This is a genomic window from Pseudoalteromonas sp. NSLLW218 (assembly GCF_015864775.1).
In the GTDB taxonomy this organism is placed as follows: Bacteria; Pseudomonadota; Gammaproteobacteria; order Enterobacterales; family Alteromonadaceae; genus Pseudoalteromonas.
Window position 1 is genome coordinate 85,124 of the sequence record NZ_JADYWO010000007.1, and the last position, 16,950, is coordinate 102,073.

Consider the following 16,950-nt stretch of genomic DNA (forward strand, 5'->3'; position numbering starts at 1 on the left):
TTCCCCATAAAAAAAGCGAGCCTAAGCTCGCTTAATAATACATTAATTAATTCAAATTAGAATTTTAATGAAAGGCTCGCATGGAAGTAACGACCTAACGAATCGTAGTAACCAGCAATAGCATTTGCGTTTGTTGATAATGAACCACCAACTAGAGGTGCTTCTTTATCCATAACGTTGTTAACACCTACTAATAAAGACGTGTAATCATTAATAGTAAATGTACCTTTAAGGTCAATATAGCTTTGTGAGCTAATACCGTCGTCTTGTACTAATGTATCAGCACCAGTGTAATCGTTTACACCGCTGAAGAAACGCCATTTAGCAGTAGCTCTCCACCAGCTGCCAGTATCGTAGCTAGCTGATACAACATGACGCCATTCTGGTTGAGGGAAACAACCGTTATCTAATGAGTCAACACAGTCATATACTTCACTTACACCAGGAATATTATCAAATTCCTTAGTTAACATGTAGGTACCAATGATACTAGTTTTTAATGTACCTTCAGCAATTTCCATATCGTAGTTTGCGCTTAAATCGATACCTTCGTAATGGATATTACCTAAGTTAGTATTTGTAGCAACAACTTGGCCAGAACCTATCCAAAGGCTACCACTACCAGGTGTACGGTCTACGTTATCACAAAATACAGCCGCGCCGCTTTTACCACATTGTGTAACTAGAATTTCTGGGTCAATATTACCAATCGCGTCTTCAAGTTCAATATCCCAGTAATCGATTGAGAAGTTGAAGTTTTCAAATGGGTTACCAACAACACCTAAAGTAATAGTATCAGCGATTTCTGGAGATAAATCTGGGTTACCACCAAACAGAGCATTATATTGATCCGCAGGGCTCTTACCTACATTGCCGTACTGGCTTGCAGAAACACCTGTATTTGCACACTCAGCTGCTGATAAAGTTGGTGTACCAGCACATGGATCTGTACCTGCCCATAAACCAGTGCTTTGTTGAGCAAATAACTCACCATTGTTTGCTGCACGAACTGCACGGTTGTAGCTTGAACGAATTTTCCAATCGCTAGTTACATCCCAGTTCATTGCCACTTTATAAGTCGGCTCAGCACCTGAAGTGCTATAGTCTGACCAACGGTAGCCTAATTCAACAAGTAAACTTTCAACTAACGGTAAATCTTCAACGATTGGTAGGCTAAGCTCACCAAACACTTCACGTACTTGATAACCACCATTTAAACTCTTAGTAGTACCACCTTGGCCAAGTAATAGACCTTGTGCGTATACTTCATCAGCTGTTCTACTGAATGTTTCTTCACGATACTCTGCACCAAATACTGCAGCAACTGGGTACTCTGAAGATGGAAGTGAGAAATCGAATTCGCCAGTAACAAAACCACTTACAATCAATTGCTCAGTAACACCGTTCAAAATTGCCGTACCAGTAAGTGACTGTGCAGCTTCTTCAGTTACACCATCAAACTGAAAAACATCATATGGGATACAACCAGAAGTCGCGCTACAATCTTCACCATTTGCTGATAAAGCGGTGATTATACGCGGACCAAAGAAATCATTTTCATATGCTGAAGAAGATGAAGTTGAACCGTATTGAGCAAATGCTTCGTAAGACCAAAGGTCGTTAATTTCGCCTTTACTACCTAATACTAAACGGAAAGAGTTATGTTCAAGGCTGTCTGCACGAGGGCCACCTTCAACGTTACGCTTACCAATATAAGTTGCAAACTGATCGCCAGAAGTCAAACCAAAGCGCTCAGTTAGTTGTGCACGTTGTGTATCATTTAGTAATGGGCTATCAAAATCAATCGAGTAATTATCATTAAAGAACGTACCAGACTCAGCAATTTGCGCTGTAGTGCGGTTACGCATAAACATTGCTTCCATAAACGGACGGAAGCTATCATTGATTTCGTAGTTAGCAAACATGCCTAATGTATGACGTTCATCAGGACGCATAAAGTGGTTAATTGGCGCATAGTTATATGTATTACCAACTGAAGGAATAAAGCTGCTATCTTGACCTAGAGTCCAGTATTCGTATTGGCCTTCGCCAAAATCTACAACACCGTCAGCATTAGGAGCTGAGATATAGAAGTTAGGGTTAACAGCATTACCTGAACCGCCACAAGCTGTGCCAGCTGCATTTAGAGCACAAGATGAGTAATCACGAGCACCTTGGCGTAATTCGTTTTGTCTGTTGTAAGTAAAGTAAGCTACTGCATGGCCCTTACCGCTATCGAATGCACCACCTAAAGTCGCAGCAAAATCAAATGACGCACCATCAAGACCAGTATTACCTTCTTCATAGTCAAAGCCAGCATCATCCATTAGGCCTTGCATGTATTCATTATCGTTATTATGTTGGTAAGCAGTTGTACCTACATTAACTTCAAAACCTTCAAACTGATCGTTCATTACAAAGTTTACAACACCAGCAACAGCGTCTGCACCGTAAGTAGATGAACCACCACCAGTCATTACATCTACGCGTTTAATTAGCGCAGCAGGAATTTGGTTAATATCAGCTGATTGTGTGTATATACCACCAGCTTGCATACGACGACCATTTACAAGAACAAGAGTACGCTGAGGGCCCATACCACGTAAATCAAGCGTTGCAGTGCCCGAAGCGCCATTTGATTGGAAAGAAGTGTTAGACGCTTCTAGTTGCGGTAAACTATTCATCATGTCTTCAACACGAGTAAAACCTGCAACAGCAATTTCTTCTGCAGTTGTTACTTGTACTGGGCTAGCTGTTTCCATATCTGTACGTTTGATACGTGAACCAGTAACTTCAATTCGTTCAACTTTATCAACTTTTTCTTCTTCAGCAGCAAAAGAACTTGCTGAAAACGCAGCTGTTGAAGCTGTACCAAAAGCTATCGCTAAGCGAACAGCCTTAGAAACTTTATTATTTAACATTTGATTCTCCCAGAATACTTTTATATTTTTTATATTTTTTTACGATCACTACTTGTTAACAAATAGTAATCATACGTTATGATAATACCAGCAGCACAACATGGTCAACATATAATTAACTTAATGTTAATTAACAATGTATCCACAGTTAAAATTATTACAATTTAAAATCACAACATTTACATTGTAGTTGTTTAACAGCACCATTAGTGCATTAAATAAAACTACGGAAGGGTGTTTAAATTCAGGAGGGTTAACTTTTAGCTTATAATCATTTAAAAGAGAGAGGTTTGGGAGTTCTCTGATAGAGTCACTTGCATTGCACTAAAAATCATTTCGGCTATTGGGTCTAACTGTTTTTTTATATACAAAGAATAATTCAGTTTTTTATTCGTATTACTGAGCTCTGGTCCATCAAAAGTGTACACATATTCTATAATTTGCCCTCGTTTCACCTCAAAGTTTGGGTTTGAGGCTTTATATTTTTTAACAGCTTGGACATGAGGTGGTATATTCTTTTGATATTCAGTTAAATTTTGCCCTAATCTTTTTCTGTAGATTAATTTATCGTCAAATTCTCCGTTTTGTAAACGTCGAGAATAAGAATTAACTAATTCCACTAACAGACTTATTTTATAATCACTACTAAATAAAGCCTCAAACAATTCAACTTGAAACTCCTGAGCGAACTCAGTCCAATCACTTCGAACTGCTTCAACACCTTTAAATACAAGCTCGTCGTGATTTTTATAAATTTTCTTACCTACATACCGTTTTTTAGAGCCCATAGTTTTCCCCCTAATTGTAGGCATAAAAAAGGGGCTGTATAAGGTCTCAAATTCAATTTCCAAAAAGCTCTCTAAGTTGTGGGTCTGATTTATTTCTTGTACCCACTGTTGATTGATCTTAATAGCTAATTGTTTACCAATTTCATAACATTGAAGTGTGTCTAAATTGTCATCTAAAGTAATAAATATTGAATCTGTATCACCATAAATTACATTGTGCCCGCACTCCTCAATCCACTTTTTTGTAGTTTGCATTATATCGTGCCCACGTAAGGTTATTGAACTTGAAAGGCGTGGATCGTAAAAACGACATCCTCGAGAACCAAGCACTCCATATAAGCTGTTCATAATAATTTTTATAGCCTGCGATAACATAGGTTTTTGGCTATCTTTTGCTTCTTGCCTTGTTACTGATAAAGTTTTTATAAGAGTTGGTAAATGATTTTTATGTCTTGAAAAAAGTGCATTATTATATCCTGGTATTGCATCTGTTGGATTTAGCAAACCCTCAATTAAACCAAGAGGGTCAATACAAAAAGTACGCATAATTGATGGATATAAGCTTTTAAAGTCGAGTACAACTACATTTTTATAAAGCCCAGGTTTTGAAGACATTACATAACCTCCTGGACTATCAAAACTTAAGCCATGTTCTCCTAAATTGGGTGCGACATAACCACTTCGGTGGAGTAAGGGCAGATAAAGGTTAACAAATGAAGCTACCGAACCGCCCATTCTATGAAGTTCAAGCCCCGTCAATTGACTCCTAACAACAGCAAAATCAAGTAAATTTAATTTGTTAAAAATACGTAGAACAAGTACACAATCTTGTCTATTGTATTTGGCAAGGGATAACTTATCATCATTAAATTGTCGTTCAATTTCTGCTAGCTGGTCACTTGAACTGATGAACTTTTTCTCACCAAGCTCCTTAGCTGCTACATTTGACAGGCTAAAGCTGTCATAGTGATAGGTCGCATTTTTTAACGTGTCTATCCCATCTATAACAACTCTTCCAGGTATAGTTAATCGAGTATAATGACCTACTCGTAATTTTATTTTTTCGTTATTACGCCCAAGACGCAATTCTATACCTAGAGTTTCAGCTCTGGAGTTAAGAACAGAAAAATCAAACTCAATAACATTCCAACCAATAATAAGATCTGGATCTGTTTGGGCTATATAATGCTGTAATTTATGTAAAAGATCGATTTCATCAATGCACCATATTACTTCAATTGCATCATTATATTTAATCGGACTACCAATCATTAAAACACAATCTATGCCATGACCGACCAAACCTATCGAGAATAATACCCCTTCTCCGTTACATTCTATGTCTAAAGAAACTGTTTTAAACTTAGGACTTACATCGGGGTTATTTTTAAATTGGCAATTGGTTAACAACCTATATCCGTCTTTATGTGTAATATCTCCTCTCACCCATATAGAGCCTTTAATAAATCGTTCCATTAAAAAGCGATCTATAGGTCGTATGTCATCTTCGTATGTCACAACGGCTTCTAAGCCTAGAGCCTTTAACGCATTGTAGTAGTGCTTAAGTGATTTAAAGTAGCAACCAGCCACATTACCTTGCTGGAAGTTTTTTAATTCTACTGGGACAATGTCAACAGAAACACCTGCGCACTGCAGCACTTTTTCTGCCGTCGTTTTATCCGTTAACTTGATAAAAAAAACAACTGACTCTGGTATGCTAATTGTCTTTAATGGCCCTTTTTCAGTTAAAAGCCAAATAACAAAACTTACGCCCAAAGTTGAATCGACTGTTTCTGTAGAGAGAATAAACCCCGAGTCTAAGTGCATTAATGAAATAAGCCTCGTAATAAAAAACAACAAAAATAAAATATGTAAAGCAGGTTATATTTTATTTCTTTCTAAGTTAGTCTTAAGAAAAAATAATATGAGCATTCAATGAGCCCTTCTGAAATCATCCAACTCGCTAATAATCTACTTCAACAAAACAAGCTTCAACAAGCTAAAAAGTTAATATTACCTCTAATTCAAAGTGCACCAGAACACCATCAAGCTTGGCAAATATTAGCCCAAATACATCGACAACTAAAAGAGCAAGAGCAATACCAACAAGCCACAAAGCAATATGAGATGATTGCTTGGTTTAACCAGCGTTTAGATAAAGCGAATCAGCATCTATTAAACAAAGAATTAAAGCCAGCAGAAACCATTGCCCATGAGTTGCTCAATCTTGTTACGAATGAATACCGTGTTTTAGTGTTATTAAGTAAAATAGCTTTTCAAGCAAGCGACTTAAAAACGTATTTGGCTATTACTTCTCATAATATAAATATAAACAATACAAAATCAGCCGCTTATGATGCGCACATTGAAGCATTATTTAATACAAAGCAATATTTAGAACTAATCTCCTTTTATAATAGGTCGACCACATTAGTTACTTTACTACCAAAATCCCAAAGTTTACTCGCTGCTGCCTATGTAAAAATGATGGACTTCAAAAATGCATTTCTAAATTACCAATCTTTGCTAAATAAAAATTATCACCCCGCATATTGCAATTTAAGACTTGGGAACATAGAAAAGATAGTTGGAAATAATCAAAGTGCGATTGCATTTTATTGCAAAGCAATAAAACTAGCTCCTCATATAGGTGAAGCCTATTGGAACTTAGCAAACTTAAAAACATATACTTTCACTCAGCTAAATGTAGCTAATTTAGAACAGCAGATAACAATAGACTCAAATAAATTAAATAAAGCACAACTTCACTTTGCTTTAGCTAAGGCATACGAACAGCAAAATCGATACGAAGATGCCTTTTTACAGCTAAAAATAAGTAACGATTTACAAAAGTCACTTACTCCTTACATTACTAACGACTTTAATGAACGCTGTAAAAACTACATAACTAAAAAAGCTGCCAATGAAGTACTTCCTTTAAGCGAGAGTGAAGTCCAGCTAATATTTATTGTAAGCCTGCCAAGAAGTGGCTCTACACTTATTGAACAAATACTAGCATCGCATAGCCATGTTGACGCCAGCTATGAATTATCAGAAATCAACTCTATTGCAGTAGAGTTAGAAAACCTTCAAATAAAAAGCAACGTACCTTATAAACTAAGTAGTTTGACTCAAGAACACTTGGCAGGATTAGCCAAGCGCTATTTGAAATTCATTGAACCTTTGCGCAATAACAAACCTTACTTTATTGATAAACAACCAGTCAACTTTCAGCATATTGCTCTTATCAAAACTTTGTTCCCTAATGCAAAAATAATCGATGTACAACGTGACAAAAAAGCAACAGCATGGAGCCTTTATAAGCACTCATTTTCACAAGGTCATAGTTATAGCTATGATCAAGAAGATTTAGCTCACTACATGAATGAATATTACAAGTTGATGACGCACTGGCATACCGTATACCCAGACGAAATATATACGATTAATTATGAGAACTTAGTAAATAACTTTACCGAAACGGTTAATGCTTTATTTCAACATTGCAATTTAGTAGTGGAGCAAGCGTGTTATGAGTTTTATAATAATCAACGCCCTGTTTTAACTCCCAGTTCAGAACAAGTACGTAAACCCATTTACAAAGAAGCGCTGACTGATTGGAAAAACTATGCAAATCATCTTACCCCACTGCTTAATAGGCTAAATTAATAAACAAGCTGCTTGTAGTTACACCCTTATAACTCTAAAATCCATAGCACTGTAATTATATACATACTTTAGGTAAATCATCCCATGCTTTCTGACTCACTAAAAAAAACAATTAGGCAAGTACACCAGCATGTGGCTAGTAACCTAAACGATTATCGCCCTCGCAGCAGCCAAAACTACCTTGTAGCTGAAATAGCAAAAACCCTTGCAGGCGAATACCATAAAAAGCAGCGCATATGCGTAATTGAAGCTGGCACCGGTACAGGAAAGTCTCTTGCCTATTGTTTAGGCGTATTACCGCTTGCCTTAGCGCAAAAAAAGAAGCTAGTTATTTCTACCGCAACCGTTGCATTGCAAGAACAATTAATAGCAAAAGAACTGCCATTTTTTAAAAAGCATTCAGGTCTCGACTTTAAATTTGATTTGGTAAAAGGTCGCCATCGTTATATTTGTGCCCACAAACTACATAATGCTGTAAACGGCGATAGCCAAACACAAATGGACTTTATGCCAACGCTTACTTCACCACTGAGCACAATGGAAACCAAGTGTTTGAATGAGCTATATAACGCCTATGTGAATAAAAAGTGGCAAGGCGATAGAGACAGCTGGGCCGATACTGTACCCGATAGAGTGTGGAACTTAATAGCCTGCGATAAACATTCATGCCAACGCCAAATGAAGGCGCATCAAACGTGTCCGTTTCAGCTTGCTCGTAATCAATTAATGCAAATGGACGTGCTAGTAATTAATCACTCATTACTACTTGCCGATTTAGACTTAGGCGGTGGTAAAATTTTACCAGAGCCCGACAATACCATTTATGTAATTGATGAAGCGCATCATTTAGCACATATAACACGCGATTTCTCATCGGCCGCAGCAACGATTAAAGGCACAATAGAATGGCTTGATAAGCTCACCAAGTTTAGCGGGAAAATGGCGAAGGTTTTAGTGGGGCAAAGAGCTATTGGGCAAAACTTTAAACTTTGCGACAGTATTAACGATGCGAATAAAGATTTAAAAGTAGTTCGCGATATTCTTGATAATGCCGACTTTGAATACTCAAAAGACGATACTTATCGCTTTGAGCACGGTGAAATCCCAGAATCATTGCACAGTAAAGCGAAAGACATAAGCGAAGCCACGCAAGATGCACTGCGCTGTTTAAACAAAATGCACGACACCCTTACACAAGATGTGAGCGATGGCGACATAAAACCTTATGTTGCCGACCCCATATTGGGCGAAAGTGGCCAATACATAAACCGATTAGAGCAATTAAATAAACTGTGGTTTAGTTACGCTAAAAAAGGGGAAGGTGCTCCTCATGCACGGTGGATAAAACGCCTTGAATACAAAAGCCATCACGATCACCTATTAAGCGACTGCCCTATCGAAGTAGGTTACTACCTAAAAGATAAATTGTGGAGAGAATGCGCAGGCGCTGTTTTATGTTCGGCCACATTAAGCGCGTTGGGTTCGTTTGATCACTTTGCCTACGAAACAGGACTTGCTAAAGAAGAAGGCGTTAAATTTATAAAAGTACCTTCTCCATTTGATTACCCCAAACAAGCCACTTTACGTATTCCGGTATCAAAAGTAGAACCAACCGATAAAGACTTTAGTGACCACTTAGCTAAAACATTACCAGAGTACATAGATGATAAAAAAGCGAACCTTGTACTATTCGCTTCTTACTGGCAAATGGACCACGTAACAAAGTTTCTTAGAACAAAAGGTTTTAACTTATTAGTACAAGGTGAAATGTCGCGAGAAGCATTGCTTAAATTACACACTAAAAATGTAGACGAAGGTAAAGGCAGTATTTTATTTGGAACACAAAGCCTTTCGGAAGGTCTTGATTTGCCTGGAAAATATTTAGAGAACTTAATAATTACTAAAATTCCGTTTGCGGTACCTACTTCGCCAATAGAAGAAGCGCAAGCAGAGTTTGTACAAAGCAAAGGTGGCAACCCGTTTTTAACGATTACCGTACCAGACGCCGCAAAGAAATTGGTGCAAAGCTGTGGTAGACTGCTGCGAAAAGAGAGTGATGAAGGCTGTATTACTATTCTCGATAGACGCTTAGTTACTAAGCGATACGGTAAAGCCATGCTCGACACCCTACCACCATTTAAAAGACAAATAGATTATTAATGTTTGAACTCGCACTCGATCCAACAACCTGGGCTGTTTTATGTGCTGTTGCACTTGCCGCAGGTTTTATAGACGCTATCGCCGGTGGCGGTGGCATGCTAACTGTGCCCGCTTTATTAACTGCAGGCTTACCCCCACATTTAACATTAGGCACCAATAAACTCGCGGCTAGTTTTGGCTCCTTAACAGCTAGCTATACATACTATAAAAAGAATTTATTTAGCCCGAAATTTTGGGCAGCCTCCATCATAGCTACTGCAATAGGTGCATTGATAGGGACTGTTATTGTTGATCATTTAAGTATCGATTTTTTAAACAAACTACTACCCATTATTATTATTTTAGTTGCCGCCTATAGCTTATTTGGTAATTTAAGTACCACAGAAGGCGATGAACTGCCTAAACTCAACAAAGCGATGAAAATAAAGCAATGGCTACAGGGTTTAGCATTAGGCTTTTTTGATGGTTTAGCAGGCCCAGGTACGGGTACTTTTTGGACTGCTTCTAATGGCATGCTTTATAAAATGAACCTGCTACTCAATTGTGGTTTAGCGCGTTCAATGAACTTTGTTTCTAACTTTATATCGCTCATTACCTTTGTAGCACTCGGACATGTAAACTTTTTACTTGGCATTACTATGGGCTTTTTTATTATGCTTGGTGCATGGATTGGAGCGCATTCAGCAATACGGTTTGGTAGCAAATTTATTCGCCCTGTATTTAATACTATGGTTATACTTTTAGCATTAAAGCTAATTTATGAGGCTTACTTTTAATATGCACCCTACAGCTTTAGATAAACTACGCCAACAAGTTGCAACGCTAAAACAACAAGCTGAGCAATTTGATAAAGCTAAACTTTTTTCTAAAAATCGTTACATGCAAGCGCAACCTAGCTTGTTTGACCGCGCCGTTTTTAGTACAAAAAGCATGAACCTAGTCGATTACGTAATAGAAATAGAAGACGAAGTGTCACGATTACCGCCAAGTGAGCATCGCCATGCTTATACCTACGCGCTTGAACGTATAGGAGCTCAGGTACAAGCTGTATTCAATGTTATTAAATCAACGCCTATTTGGATTAAAGAAAACAAAAGCCATTATAAACCTCGCCCTAAGCAAACTGTTTATAAGCACGCTGTACAAAAAATAATGCAATCATCGCATGAGCTTTACGACGAATTAAAACAAAACCATGAGTTTGAACGCCGTTTAGTACTCATGATTGAAGAACGTAAAATGCAAATGGATAAAGCCTCGCCAGCTAAAGCACAGAAACTTAACCTTGAAATATTAAGCACACACGCTCGATTAGGTCGCTGCAGAAAAGCAATTTCTGCCACCGAGGACAAAATACAACAAGTAGAAAAACAGCAGCTGCGTTAAGGCGCACTTTACTATGCAGCTTTATTATCATCCATTTTATTCAGACCTTATACTCCCAGAACGTCATCGATTCCCTATTCAAAAGTATAAGTTACTTAAAACCGAAATAGAAAATCTAGGTGTTTCGGCTATTCACTTTCAAGAGCCTAAAAAAGTAACCGCATCTCAACTTGCGCTATGTCATAGCCAACGTTATATAAATGACTTTTTAAATGGTACGCTAAGCGATAAAGCGATTAAAAAAATGGGATTCCCCTATTCGCAGCAACTTGTAGAGCGTACTCTTTTATCAATTGGCGGGAGTATTCAAGCTGCTGAAGCGGCTTTTAGTCACGATCTAACCTTCAATTTAAGCGGTGGTTATCATCATGCCTATAGCGATTTTGGCAGTGGTTTTTGCATTTTTAATGATTTAGCTATTGCAGCAGCACATTTAATAAATACAGAGCAAGCCGACACTGTTTTAATTTTTGATTGCGACATACACCAAGGCGATGGCACAGCGCAAATCACTCAAAACTATAATCAAATTATTACCTGCTCAATTCATTGTGAGCAAAATTTCCCGCGTAATAAACAACAGTCTACTTACGATTTTGCATTACCTGCTAAAACAACCGACACTGAATACCTTGCTACAGTAAGGCAAGCACTCGATTTTTGCGTGCGCATTCATTACCCTGATATTATTTTGTATAATGCAGGCGCTGATATTTATACTAAAGACGAGTTAGGCTTATTTGATGTGTCACTGGATGGCGTATATAAGCGCGATTTTTTTGTACTTAACTTCTGTAAGCAACATCAAATCCCACTAATGTGCGCTTTAGGTGGCGGTTATCAGCGTAATTTGAGTTCACTAATTAATGTTCATAAACAACTATTTAAAGCCGCTATCGATTTATAGTAAGCCTTAGTATAGACTCAGTTAAACGGATTATTTTAAAGCGGTGGGAATATGCGATTACACGAAGATATACACAACTATTACGAAAAGATTGTAGTTGAAGAAATCATCAAACTTAAACTTGATGAAAAATATGGTGAAGATGTAATGGCTGACTTTTGTTGTACGGTACTAAATCAGCTCCCACCACGATATATTCGCTACGATGTAGATATGGCGTTTTATTTACCGCAATCAGAACGCATACATATGGAACAACGTGTGAAAACAGCAATAAATGTCGCCATTAGTCAAATATCAAAAAAGAAAGAGTTAAATGACAAGCCCACTTGATCAAGCCCCTACACATATTAAACTCGCAGTAGATTTAATTATGATATTAGAGCAACACGATGTTGCTCCAGAAGAAGTACTCAAAGCACTTGAAATAGTTAAAAGCGACTTTGAAAAGAAGCTAGAAAAGCTATAACTCTATTCTATTATTTGTATGTCGTGCTCGGTAACGATACCTTCGTGCTTAGTGCAATCAATTTTAACTTCACCAAATGTACGCCTAGGCGAAGTTGAACGACGACAGGTCATATTTTGTGCCTTAACGCCAAATTGTGTTATGTACAACGCAACTGTTTCATCTATTAGTTGTTTTTGCTGCGTAGTCGCTGCACTGTAAAATGCATCGTATTGCGCAGACCAATTTTCAACCCCCGCTTCCTTTGCAACACCTAGCCAGCCCATTCCTAGTTTAGTAGATTGCTCCAAGTATTGGCCTTTCAAAAACATAAACGCCAACGTGTATTGTGCACTTTTATAGCCTAGTCCAGCAGGCTCTTTTAAATAATTGAAAGCGGCCTCAAACTCCCCTTTCCGATACGCTTTAATGCCATTATATTCATTCTTTTTCATGGTGGTATCACTATAAAGGTTGATTGGGCTTGAATTACATCCACCCAACAAAGTGATAAATACCATAGAAGCTGCAGCTACTGAGAATTTTTTCATTCTTATCCTTAATTTATTATTTTTATATGCCGGTTCCGAATATGGCTTACAGTGTTTATAAACCCTGCTATTCTAAAAGCCAATCAGCATAATTAAAATACTATCATGACCTTAGCAAGCTTACTGCGATTATTTTTTCTGGCCGCTATTTGGGGCGCATCATTTTTATTTATGCGAATGGCAGCTAACAGTTTAGGGCCTGCAGTATTAATTGAGTTTAGAGTTGGCTTTGCCGCAGTTACTTTATTTATTGTTACTTTGTATTTAAAACGACGCTTAGCCTTTACTGAACACAAAAAACACTTTTTTATTATAGGCGCGTTTAATTCTGCTCTGCCATTTTTATTTTTTGCTTACGCAGCTCAAACTATAAGCGCTTCTACTTTATCAATTTTAAATTCAACAACCCGTATTGGGGCGCAGTAGTTGGTATTTTATGGACAAAAACAAAGCCCACCAGAAGTATGGTGCTTGGTTTATTACTCGGCTTGATAGGTGTTGCAATACTCGTTGGCCAAAATCACTTTGTATTAAATAGCCAATCAATCATAGCTATAGTAGCAGCATTAAGCGCTTCACTTTGCTATGCCATTGCATCGCATTACACTAAAAATGCGCCAAAGCTTGCTCCATTCGATAACGCTCATGGCTCAATGTGGGCTTCAAGCTTTATGGTATTACCGCTTATCTTATTTATGCCAATACGTGAAGTTCCAACCACCAACATTATGCTAGGTGTATTAGTACTGGGCGTAGTATGTACCGCGCTTGCGTATATATTATTTTTTAAATTAATCGAAGATATAGGCCCAACCTCAGCACTCACGGTTACATTTTTAATTCCATTATTTGGCATATTTTGGGGGCATTTATTTTTAAATGAGCAAATAGGGCCAAATACATTATTAGGCGCACTATTTGTAATTGTAGGCACTATGCTGGTTACTGGTTTTTTACCACGAAAGAAGCACTTAGCTAAAACAAGCTAAGTGATTAAAAGTGTATACTACTTCTTGCGTTAAGATTTACTGCTTATTCACTACTTTGGGATTGCTGAATAAGTAACAACAACTCTGCAGTCGCGGTTGCATCGGCAAGTGCCCGGTGATGGCTGGTCAAATTTAAATTAAAGTGCGATGAGAGATTGCCCAGCGAATACGACTTTAAGCCTTTAAACGCTTTGCGCGACTCAACCACGGTGCACATTTTTGGCATTTTAAAAAAGTGCCCTGCCATCTCGCATTCTTTTTTAATAAAGCCGTAGTCAAAGTTAACGTTATGGGCTACAAAAATACTGCCTGCGAGTTTATCTAATAGCGGCTTAACTATATCGACAAATACAGGCGCGTTGTAAACCATACTGTCGCTAATACCGGTTAATGACGTAATAAAGCCAGGTATATGGCGCTCGGGGTTAACTAAGCTTGTCCAAGTATCAATTACTTTACCGTATTGCACTTTTACAAGGCCTATTTCGGTAATACGGTTACCGCCTTTTAAGCCGCCGGTGGTTTCTATATCAACGATGCTGTAAACACGGTTAGGATCTACAAACCATTTAACCGCAGCAATGTGTACTGTAAAGCCCACATTTTTTAAATTATCAATAGTGGTAAGTTGGTTGCGCCTAAGCTTATCGCCTGGGGCTTTTACCTCTTCAAAATGTACTTGGCCATTATTAATTACCATTAAGTCGGGGTAGCCGTCTTTTAGCTGTAAATAATGTTTGCTCATGGCTGTTAAGTGCGCAATTAGCGCCTTAATAGGGCTGTTTAAAATAAGCGCTTCTAGTGGCTCTAATAAATTGCTACGCCATCTAAACAAGCCGTTAGGTTGCTCAAAGTATTGCGCTGCATTTTTGCATACCAAATTAAGTAATGCTTGCGACGTCTGGCATTGTGCTAAGCGCTCATTTATTTGTGTTTGCTGCGCTTCATAAAAATTACCAAGCCTTAATACTTGTGGATAAATATCAAACTCATTGCATGGAGGATAAGGCGACTCCACAAATAACTCATGCCAAAATACTAAACCAAACAAACTTTGCCAAAGCGTGTTTTCGGTATTAAATACAGCCATACCTTGGCGAGTATAATAATCGTTTACGCCCTGCTCTACTTCTCCTCGGTACAGTTCATCTATTTCTAGCACGCATTGGGTGTCGGCAAGCATGGCACTTAAACGCGAACGTGTTTTTTTATTAAACTTACGCATTAAAAAATCGTCAGCAAAATAAAGTAAATCATCAGTAAGTGGGTTTTCGATAATGGCTTCTAATCGAGCTTTTACCCACTCTTTATTGCCAAATCTGTATTGCTCTCTTATTTGAATTTCTTGTGCTTCGCTATCATCCACGCACCCTTCAAGTAAACTAAAAGCAAGTTCGCTATCAACTGCTTTTAGCTGCCTATAAAGCCTAACTAATAATTTATTTTTTAATACAACGGCTATTGCACCATGTGCAGCTTGCACTAAAACCTGCGACGCTAAAGCAACGTAATCGCTCTCATCTGTTATATTTTTAAATGCTAACCGGTAACGGTTTAATAAATAGTTTGATTGCGCTTCGTCAAGTGTTTCAAAGCGCGACAAGCTCTCGCTGTGCCCTTCGCGCGTAGCGGTTAAGCCTAAGTCTCGCATTACAAAACGATTTTGATGATTCACATCACCACCGCTTAGTTTGCCTGCAAATAAAAACTCAAAATATTCGTAGTAGTCATTGCGATTATTAATTACATACTGGCTATAAAGTGGCGCAAGCTCTTGTGGGCAGTCTTTAAAAAACTCCCGCGCAATATCCACCAGTGCGCCTTTAGCGGCGCTCTTTTTAAAACTTATTTGCTCGCCGTGATTACTTAGCAACTCAACCAAAGAAGGTTTGGTTAAGTGCGCTAAAAGCTGCGAATAATGCTGCTCGTTTGGCTCAAATAAAATATCGGCTTTTTTAAGCGTATAAATAGCCTGATGTGGCGATGTTATTTCTTCATAATTGAGCGATTGCGCCTGAACCAAATAAGGCTTTCGCGAGTACACACGCGCCAACATGCACAGGCTTTGCTCATCAAGCTGGTTAATTTTACTAATAAATTCACTATGTTTAGGCTCAAGTAAATGCATACATTTACTTGTTACAAACTCAATAAGCTCTCTAAAATGCGCTAAATAGTATTTTGCTGGTAATTCTTTTTTCATAATATCGCCACAGCTGTATATAAAAACAGTATCTAGTATTTATGCTTATTATTCAATCTTAAACTTGTAACTAAAACACGCTATAGTGAGCTTATTAAAACAAATTCATTAAAAATAAAGGACTTACCATGAGCGCGCACCCATACGATGTTTTATCACTCAATAACGGCGCAAATATTATTTTTACGCCTTGCTCAGGGCCTGCTGACCTTTCAGGATTAAATTTGTTCAATCTAGGGGGGATTTAATCGCGGCGCGAGGCTTGTAACCTAGTGGGCTAAGTAAAAGCAGAGCAACAAAGAGTCAATCCCCCCTAGGCAGAACCCTTCGGGCAGCGCATGTTTGGCATTTATACTGCGTTATCGCCTATTTATGGGAAACCACCACACTACATAAGCTCTGCCTTGCCTAAAAACCAAACATGCTGCTGCAAAGTTAACCTCGAAAGATAAGCAGGCCCTAGTACAAAAACACAAAACCTAGCGGATTCAATCGCTACATTAAAAGCTGCTGGCGCTAACATGCTGCTTTCGCTTATACCGCAAAAAGAACTTGAAAAAAACAACGTACAAACAATTAATAGTGAGTGCAAAAAACACGATATAACCTGGTTTCATTTACCTATAAATGACGACGAAGCACCACAACAGCCTTTTACATCACGCTGGAACACCCACAAAACCGATATATTACAAGCCATATTACAAAAGCAAACCATTGCCATACATTGCAAAGGCGGCACTGGCCGCACAGGGTTGGTCGCTGCACTTATTTTAAATTCGGTAGGTTACACAAAAGAAGAAGTATACGGCCTAGTACAAGGCATTCGCCCAAAAGCACTGACTATAGAGCTACAAAAAGAGTACTTTGAGAACTTTGAGGTGTGAGACAGAGGTTGGGGAGGATTTAGCACTATAAATAGTGCTAA

At 38.2% G+C, this 16,950-nt stretch carries 11 protein-coding genes and 3 pseudogenes; 10 read left to right on the plus strand and 4 right to left on the minus strand.

The features are described 5' to 3' along the window. Positions 1 to 56 precede the first annotated feature (56 nt). The gene (locus tag I6E80_RS12075) at positions 57 to 2,921 is read right to left on the minus strand and encodes a TonB-dependent receptor (RefSeq protein ID WP_197185632.1); all 2,865 of its coding nucleotides are present in this window, start codon (positions 2,919 to 2,921) and stop codon (positions 57 to 59) included. 275 nt (positions 2,922 to 3,196) lie between these two features. Then, positions 3,197 to 5,536, minus strand: a complete 2,340-nt coding sequence (locus tag I6E80_RS12080; RefSeq protein ID WP_197185633.1) for a DNA polymerase II — start codon at positions 5,534 to 5,536, stop codon at positions 3,197 to 3,199. A 108-nt stretch (positions 5,537 to 5,644) separates the two neighbouring features. On the opposite strand from I6E80_RS12080, the gene I6E80_RS12085 reads away from it, so the two are divergent. The 7 genes from I6E80_RS12085 to I6E80_RS12115 all read left to right on the plus strand — a co-directional run bounded on the left by I6E80_RS12085 (position 5,645) and on the right by I6E80_RS12115 (position 12,300). Continuing rightward, positions 5,645 to 7,378, plus strand: a complete 1,734-nt coding sequence (locus I6E80_RS12085) for a tetratricopeptide repeat-containing sulfotransferase family protein (RefSeq protein ID WP_024599780.1) — start codon at positions 5,645 to 5,647, stop codon at positions 7,376 to 7,378. Between the two features lie 84 nt (positions 7,379 to 7,462). After that, entirely contained in the window at positions 7,463 to 9,538 is a 2,076-nt protein-coding gene (gene dinG / locus I6E80_RS12090) for an ATP-dependent DNA helicase DinG (protein WP_197185634.1), read from the plus strand. Continuing rightward, complete coding sequence (locus tag I6E80_RS12095; protein ID WP_024599782.1) at positions 9,538 to 10,314, plus strand: TSUP family transporter; 777 nt, start codon at positions 9,538 to 9,540, stop codon at positions 10,312 to 10,314. The genes dinG and I6E80_RS12095 overlap by 1 nt, the downstream gene beginning before the upstream one ends. 1 nt (position 10,315) lies before the next feature. Then, on the plus strand, positions 10,316 to 10,924 hold the full coding sequence (locus tag I6E80_RS12100) for a primosomal replication protein (protein WP_024599783.1): 609 nt from the start codon (positions 10,316 to 10,318) through the stop codon (positions 10,922 to 10,924). 13 nt (positions 10,925 to 10,937) lie between these two features. Then, positions 10,938 to 11,831, plus strand: a complete 894-nt coding sequence (locus I6E80_RS12105; protein WP_197185635.1) for a histone deacetylase — start codon at positions 10,938 to 10,940, stop codon at positions 11,829 to 11,831. Positions 11,832 to 11,882: 51 nt separating this feature from the next. Then, positions 11,883 to 12,164 (plus strand): late competence development ComFB family protein, encoded by a 282-nt coding sequence (locus I6E80_RS12110; protein WP_197185636.1) that lies wholly within the window; start codon positions 11,883 to 11,885, stop codon positions 12,162 to 12,164. Then, a complete protein-coding gene (locus I6E80_RS12115) occupies positions 12,148 to 12,300 on the plus strand; it encodes a DUF2496 domain-containing protein (protein ID WP_197185637.1) in 153 nt (50 codons plus the stop codon). Before I6E80_RS12110 ends, I6E80_RS12115 begins: the two co-directional genes overlap by 17 nt. 2 nt (positions 12,301 to 12,302) lie before the next feature. Here the strand turns inward: I6E80_RS12115 and I6E80_RS12120 are convergent, their stop codons facing one another. Further along, entirely contained in the window at positions 12,303 to 12,830 is a 528-nt protein-coding gene (locus I6E80_RS12120; RefSeq protein WP_197185638.1) for a sel1 repeat family protein, read from the minus strand. A gap of 105 nt (positions 12,831 to 12,935) precedes the next feature. Here I6E80_RS12120 and I6E80_RS12125 point away from each other — a divergent pair. Next, positions 12,936 to 13,819 (plus strand): annotated as a pseudogene (locus tag I6E80_RS12125) (DMT family transporter). A 43-nt stretch (positions 13,820 to 13,862) separates the two neighbouring features. Here the strand turns inward: I6E80_RS12125 and I6E80_RS12130 are convergent. Next, on the minus strand, positions 13,863 to 16,022 hold the full coding sequence (locus I6E80_RS12130; protein ID WP_231616783.1) for an exonuclease domain-containing protein: 2,160 nt from the start codon (positions 16,020 to 16,022) through the stop codon (positions 13,863 to 13,865). 128 nt (positions 16,023 to 16,150) lie between these two features. On the opposite strand from I6E80_RS12130, the pseudogene I6E80_RS20470 reads away from it, so the two are divergent. Together I6E80_RS20470 and I6E80_RS12135 are read left to right on the plus strand one after the other, a co-directional pair. Further along, positions 16,151 to 16,222: pseudogene (locus I6E80_RS20470) on the plus strand (protein phosphatase); the annotation flags it as partial. A 264-nt stretch (positions 16,223 to 16,486) separates the two neighbouring features. Next, positions 16,487 to 16,909, plus strand: a pseudogene (locus I6E80_RS12135) (dual specificity protein phosphatase family protein); the annotation flags it as partial. Positions 16,910 to 16,950: the final 41 nt, after the last annotated feature.

Excerpts from the sequence above, each read along its gene's own strand:
- I6E80_RS12075 (WP_197185632.1), bottom strand. The coding sequence starts at position 2,921 with ATGTTAAATAATAAAGTTTCTAAGGCTGTTCGCTTAGCGATAGCTTTT.
- I6E80_RS12080 (WP_197185633.1), bottom strand. The coding sequence starts at position 5,536 with ATGCACTTAGACTCGGGGTTTATTCTCTCTACAGAAACAGTCGATTCA.
- I6E80_RS12085 (WP_024599780.1), top strand. The coding sequence starts at position 5,645 with ATGAGCCCTTCTGAAATCATCCAACTCGCTAATAATCTACTTCAACAA.
- dinG (WP_197185634.1), top strand. The coding sequence starts at position 7,463 with ATGCTTTCTGACTCACTAAAAAAAACAATTAGGCAAGTACACCAGCAT.
- I6E80_RS12095 (WP_024599782.1), top strand. The coding sequence starts at position 9,538 with ATGTTTGAACTCGCACTCGATCCAACAACCTGGGCTGTTTTATGTGCT.
- I6E80_RS12100 (WP_024599783.1), top strand. The coding sequence starts at position 10,316 with ATGCACCCTACAGCTTTAGATAAACTACGCCAACAAGTTGCAACGCTA.
- I6E80_RS12105 (WP_197185635.1), top strand. The coding sequence starts at position 10,938 with ATGCAGCTTTATTATCATCCATTTTATTCAGACCTTATACTCCCAGAA.
- I6E80_RS12110 (WP_197185636.1), top strand. The coding sequence starts at position 11,883 with ATGCGATTACACGAAGATATACACAACTATTACGAAAAGATTGTAGTT.
- I6E80_RS12115 (WP_197185637.1), top strand. The coding sequence starts at position 12,148 with ATGACAAGCCCACTTGATCAAGCCCCTACACATATTAAACTCGCAGTA.
- I6E80_RS12120 (WP_197185638.1), bottom strand. The coding sequence starts at position 12,830 with ATGAAAAAATTCTCAGTAGCTGCAGCTTCTATGGTATTTATCACTTTG.
- I6E80_RS12130 (WP_231616783.1), bottom strand. The coding sequence starts at position 16,022 with ATGAAAAAAGAATTACCAGCAAAATACTATTTAGCGCATTTTAGAGAG.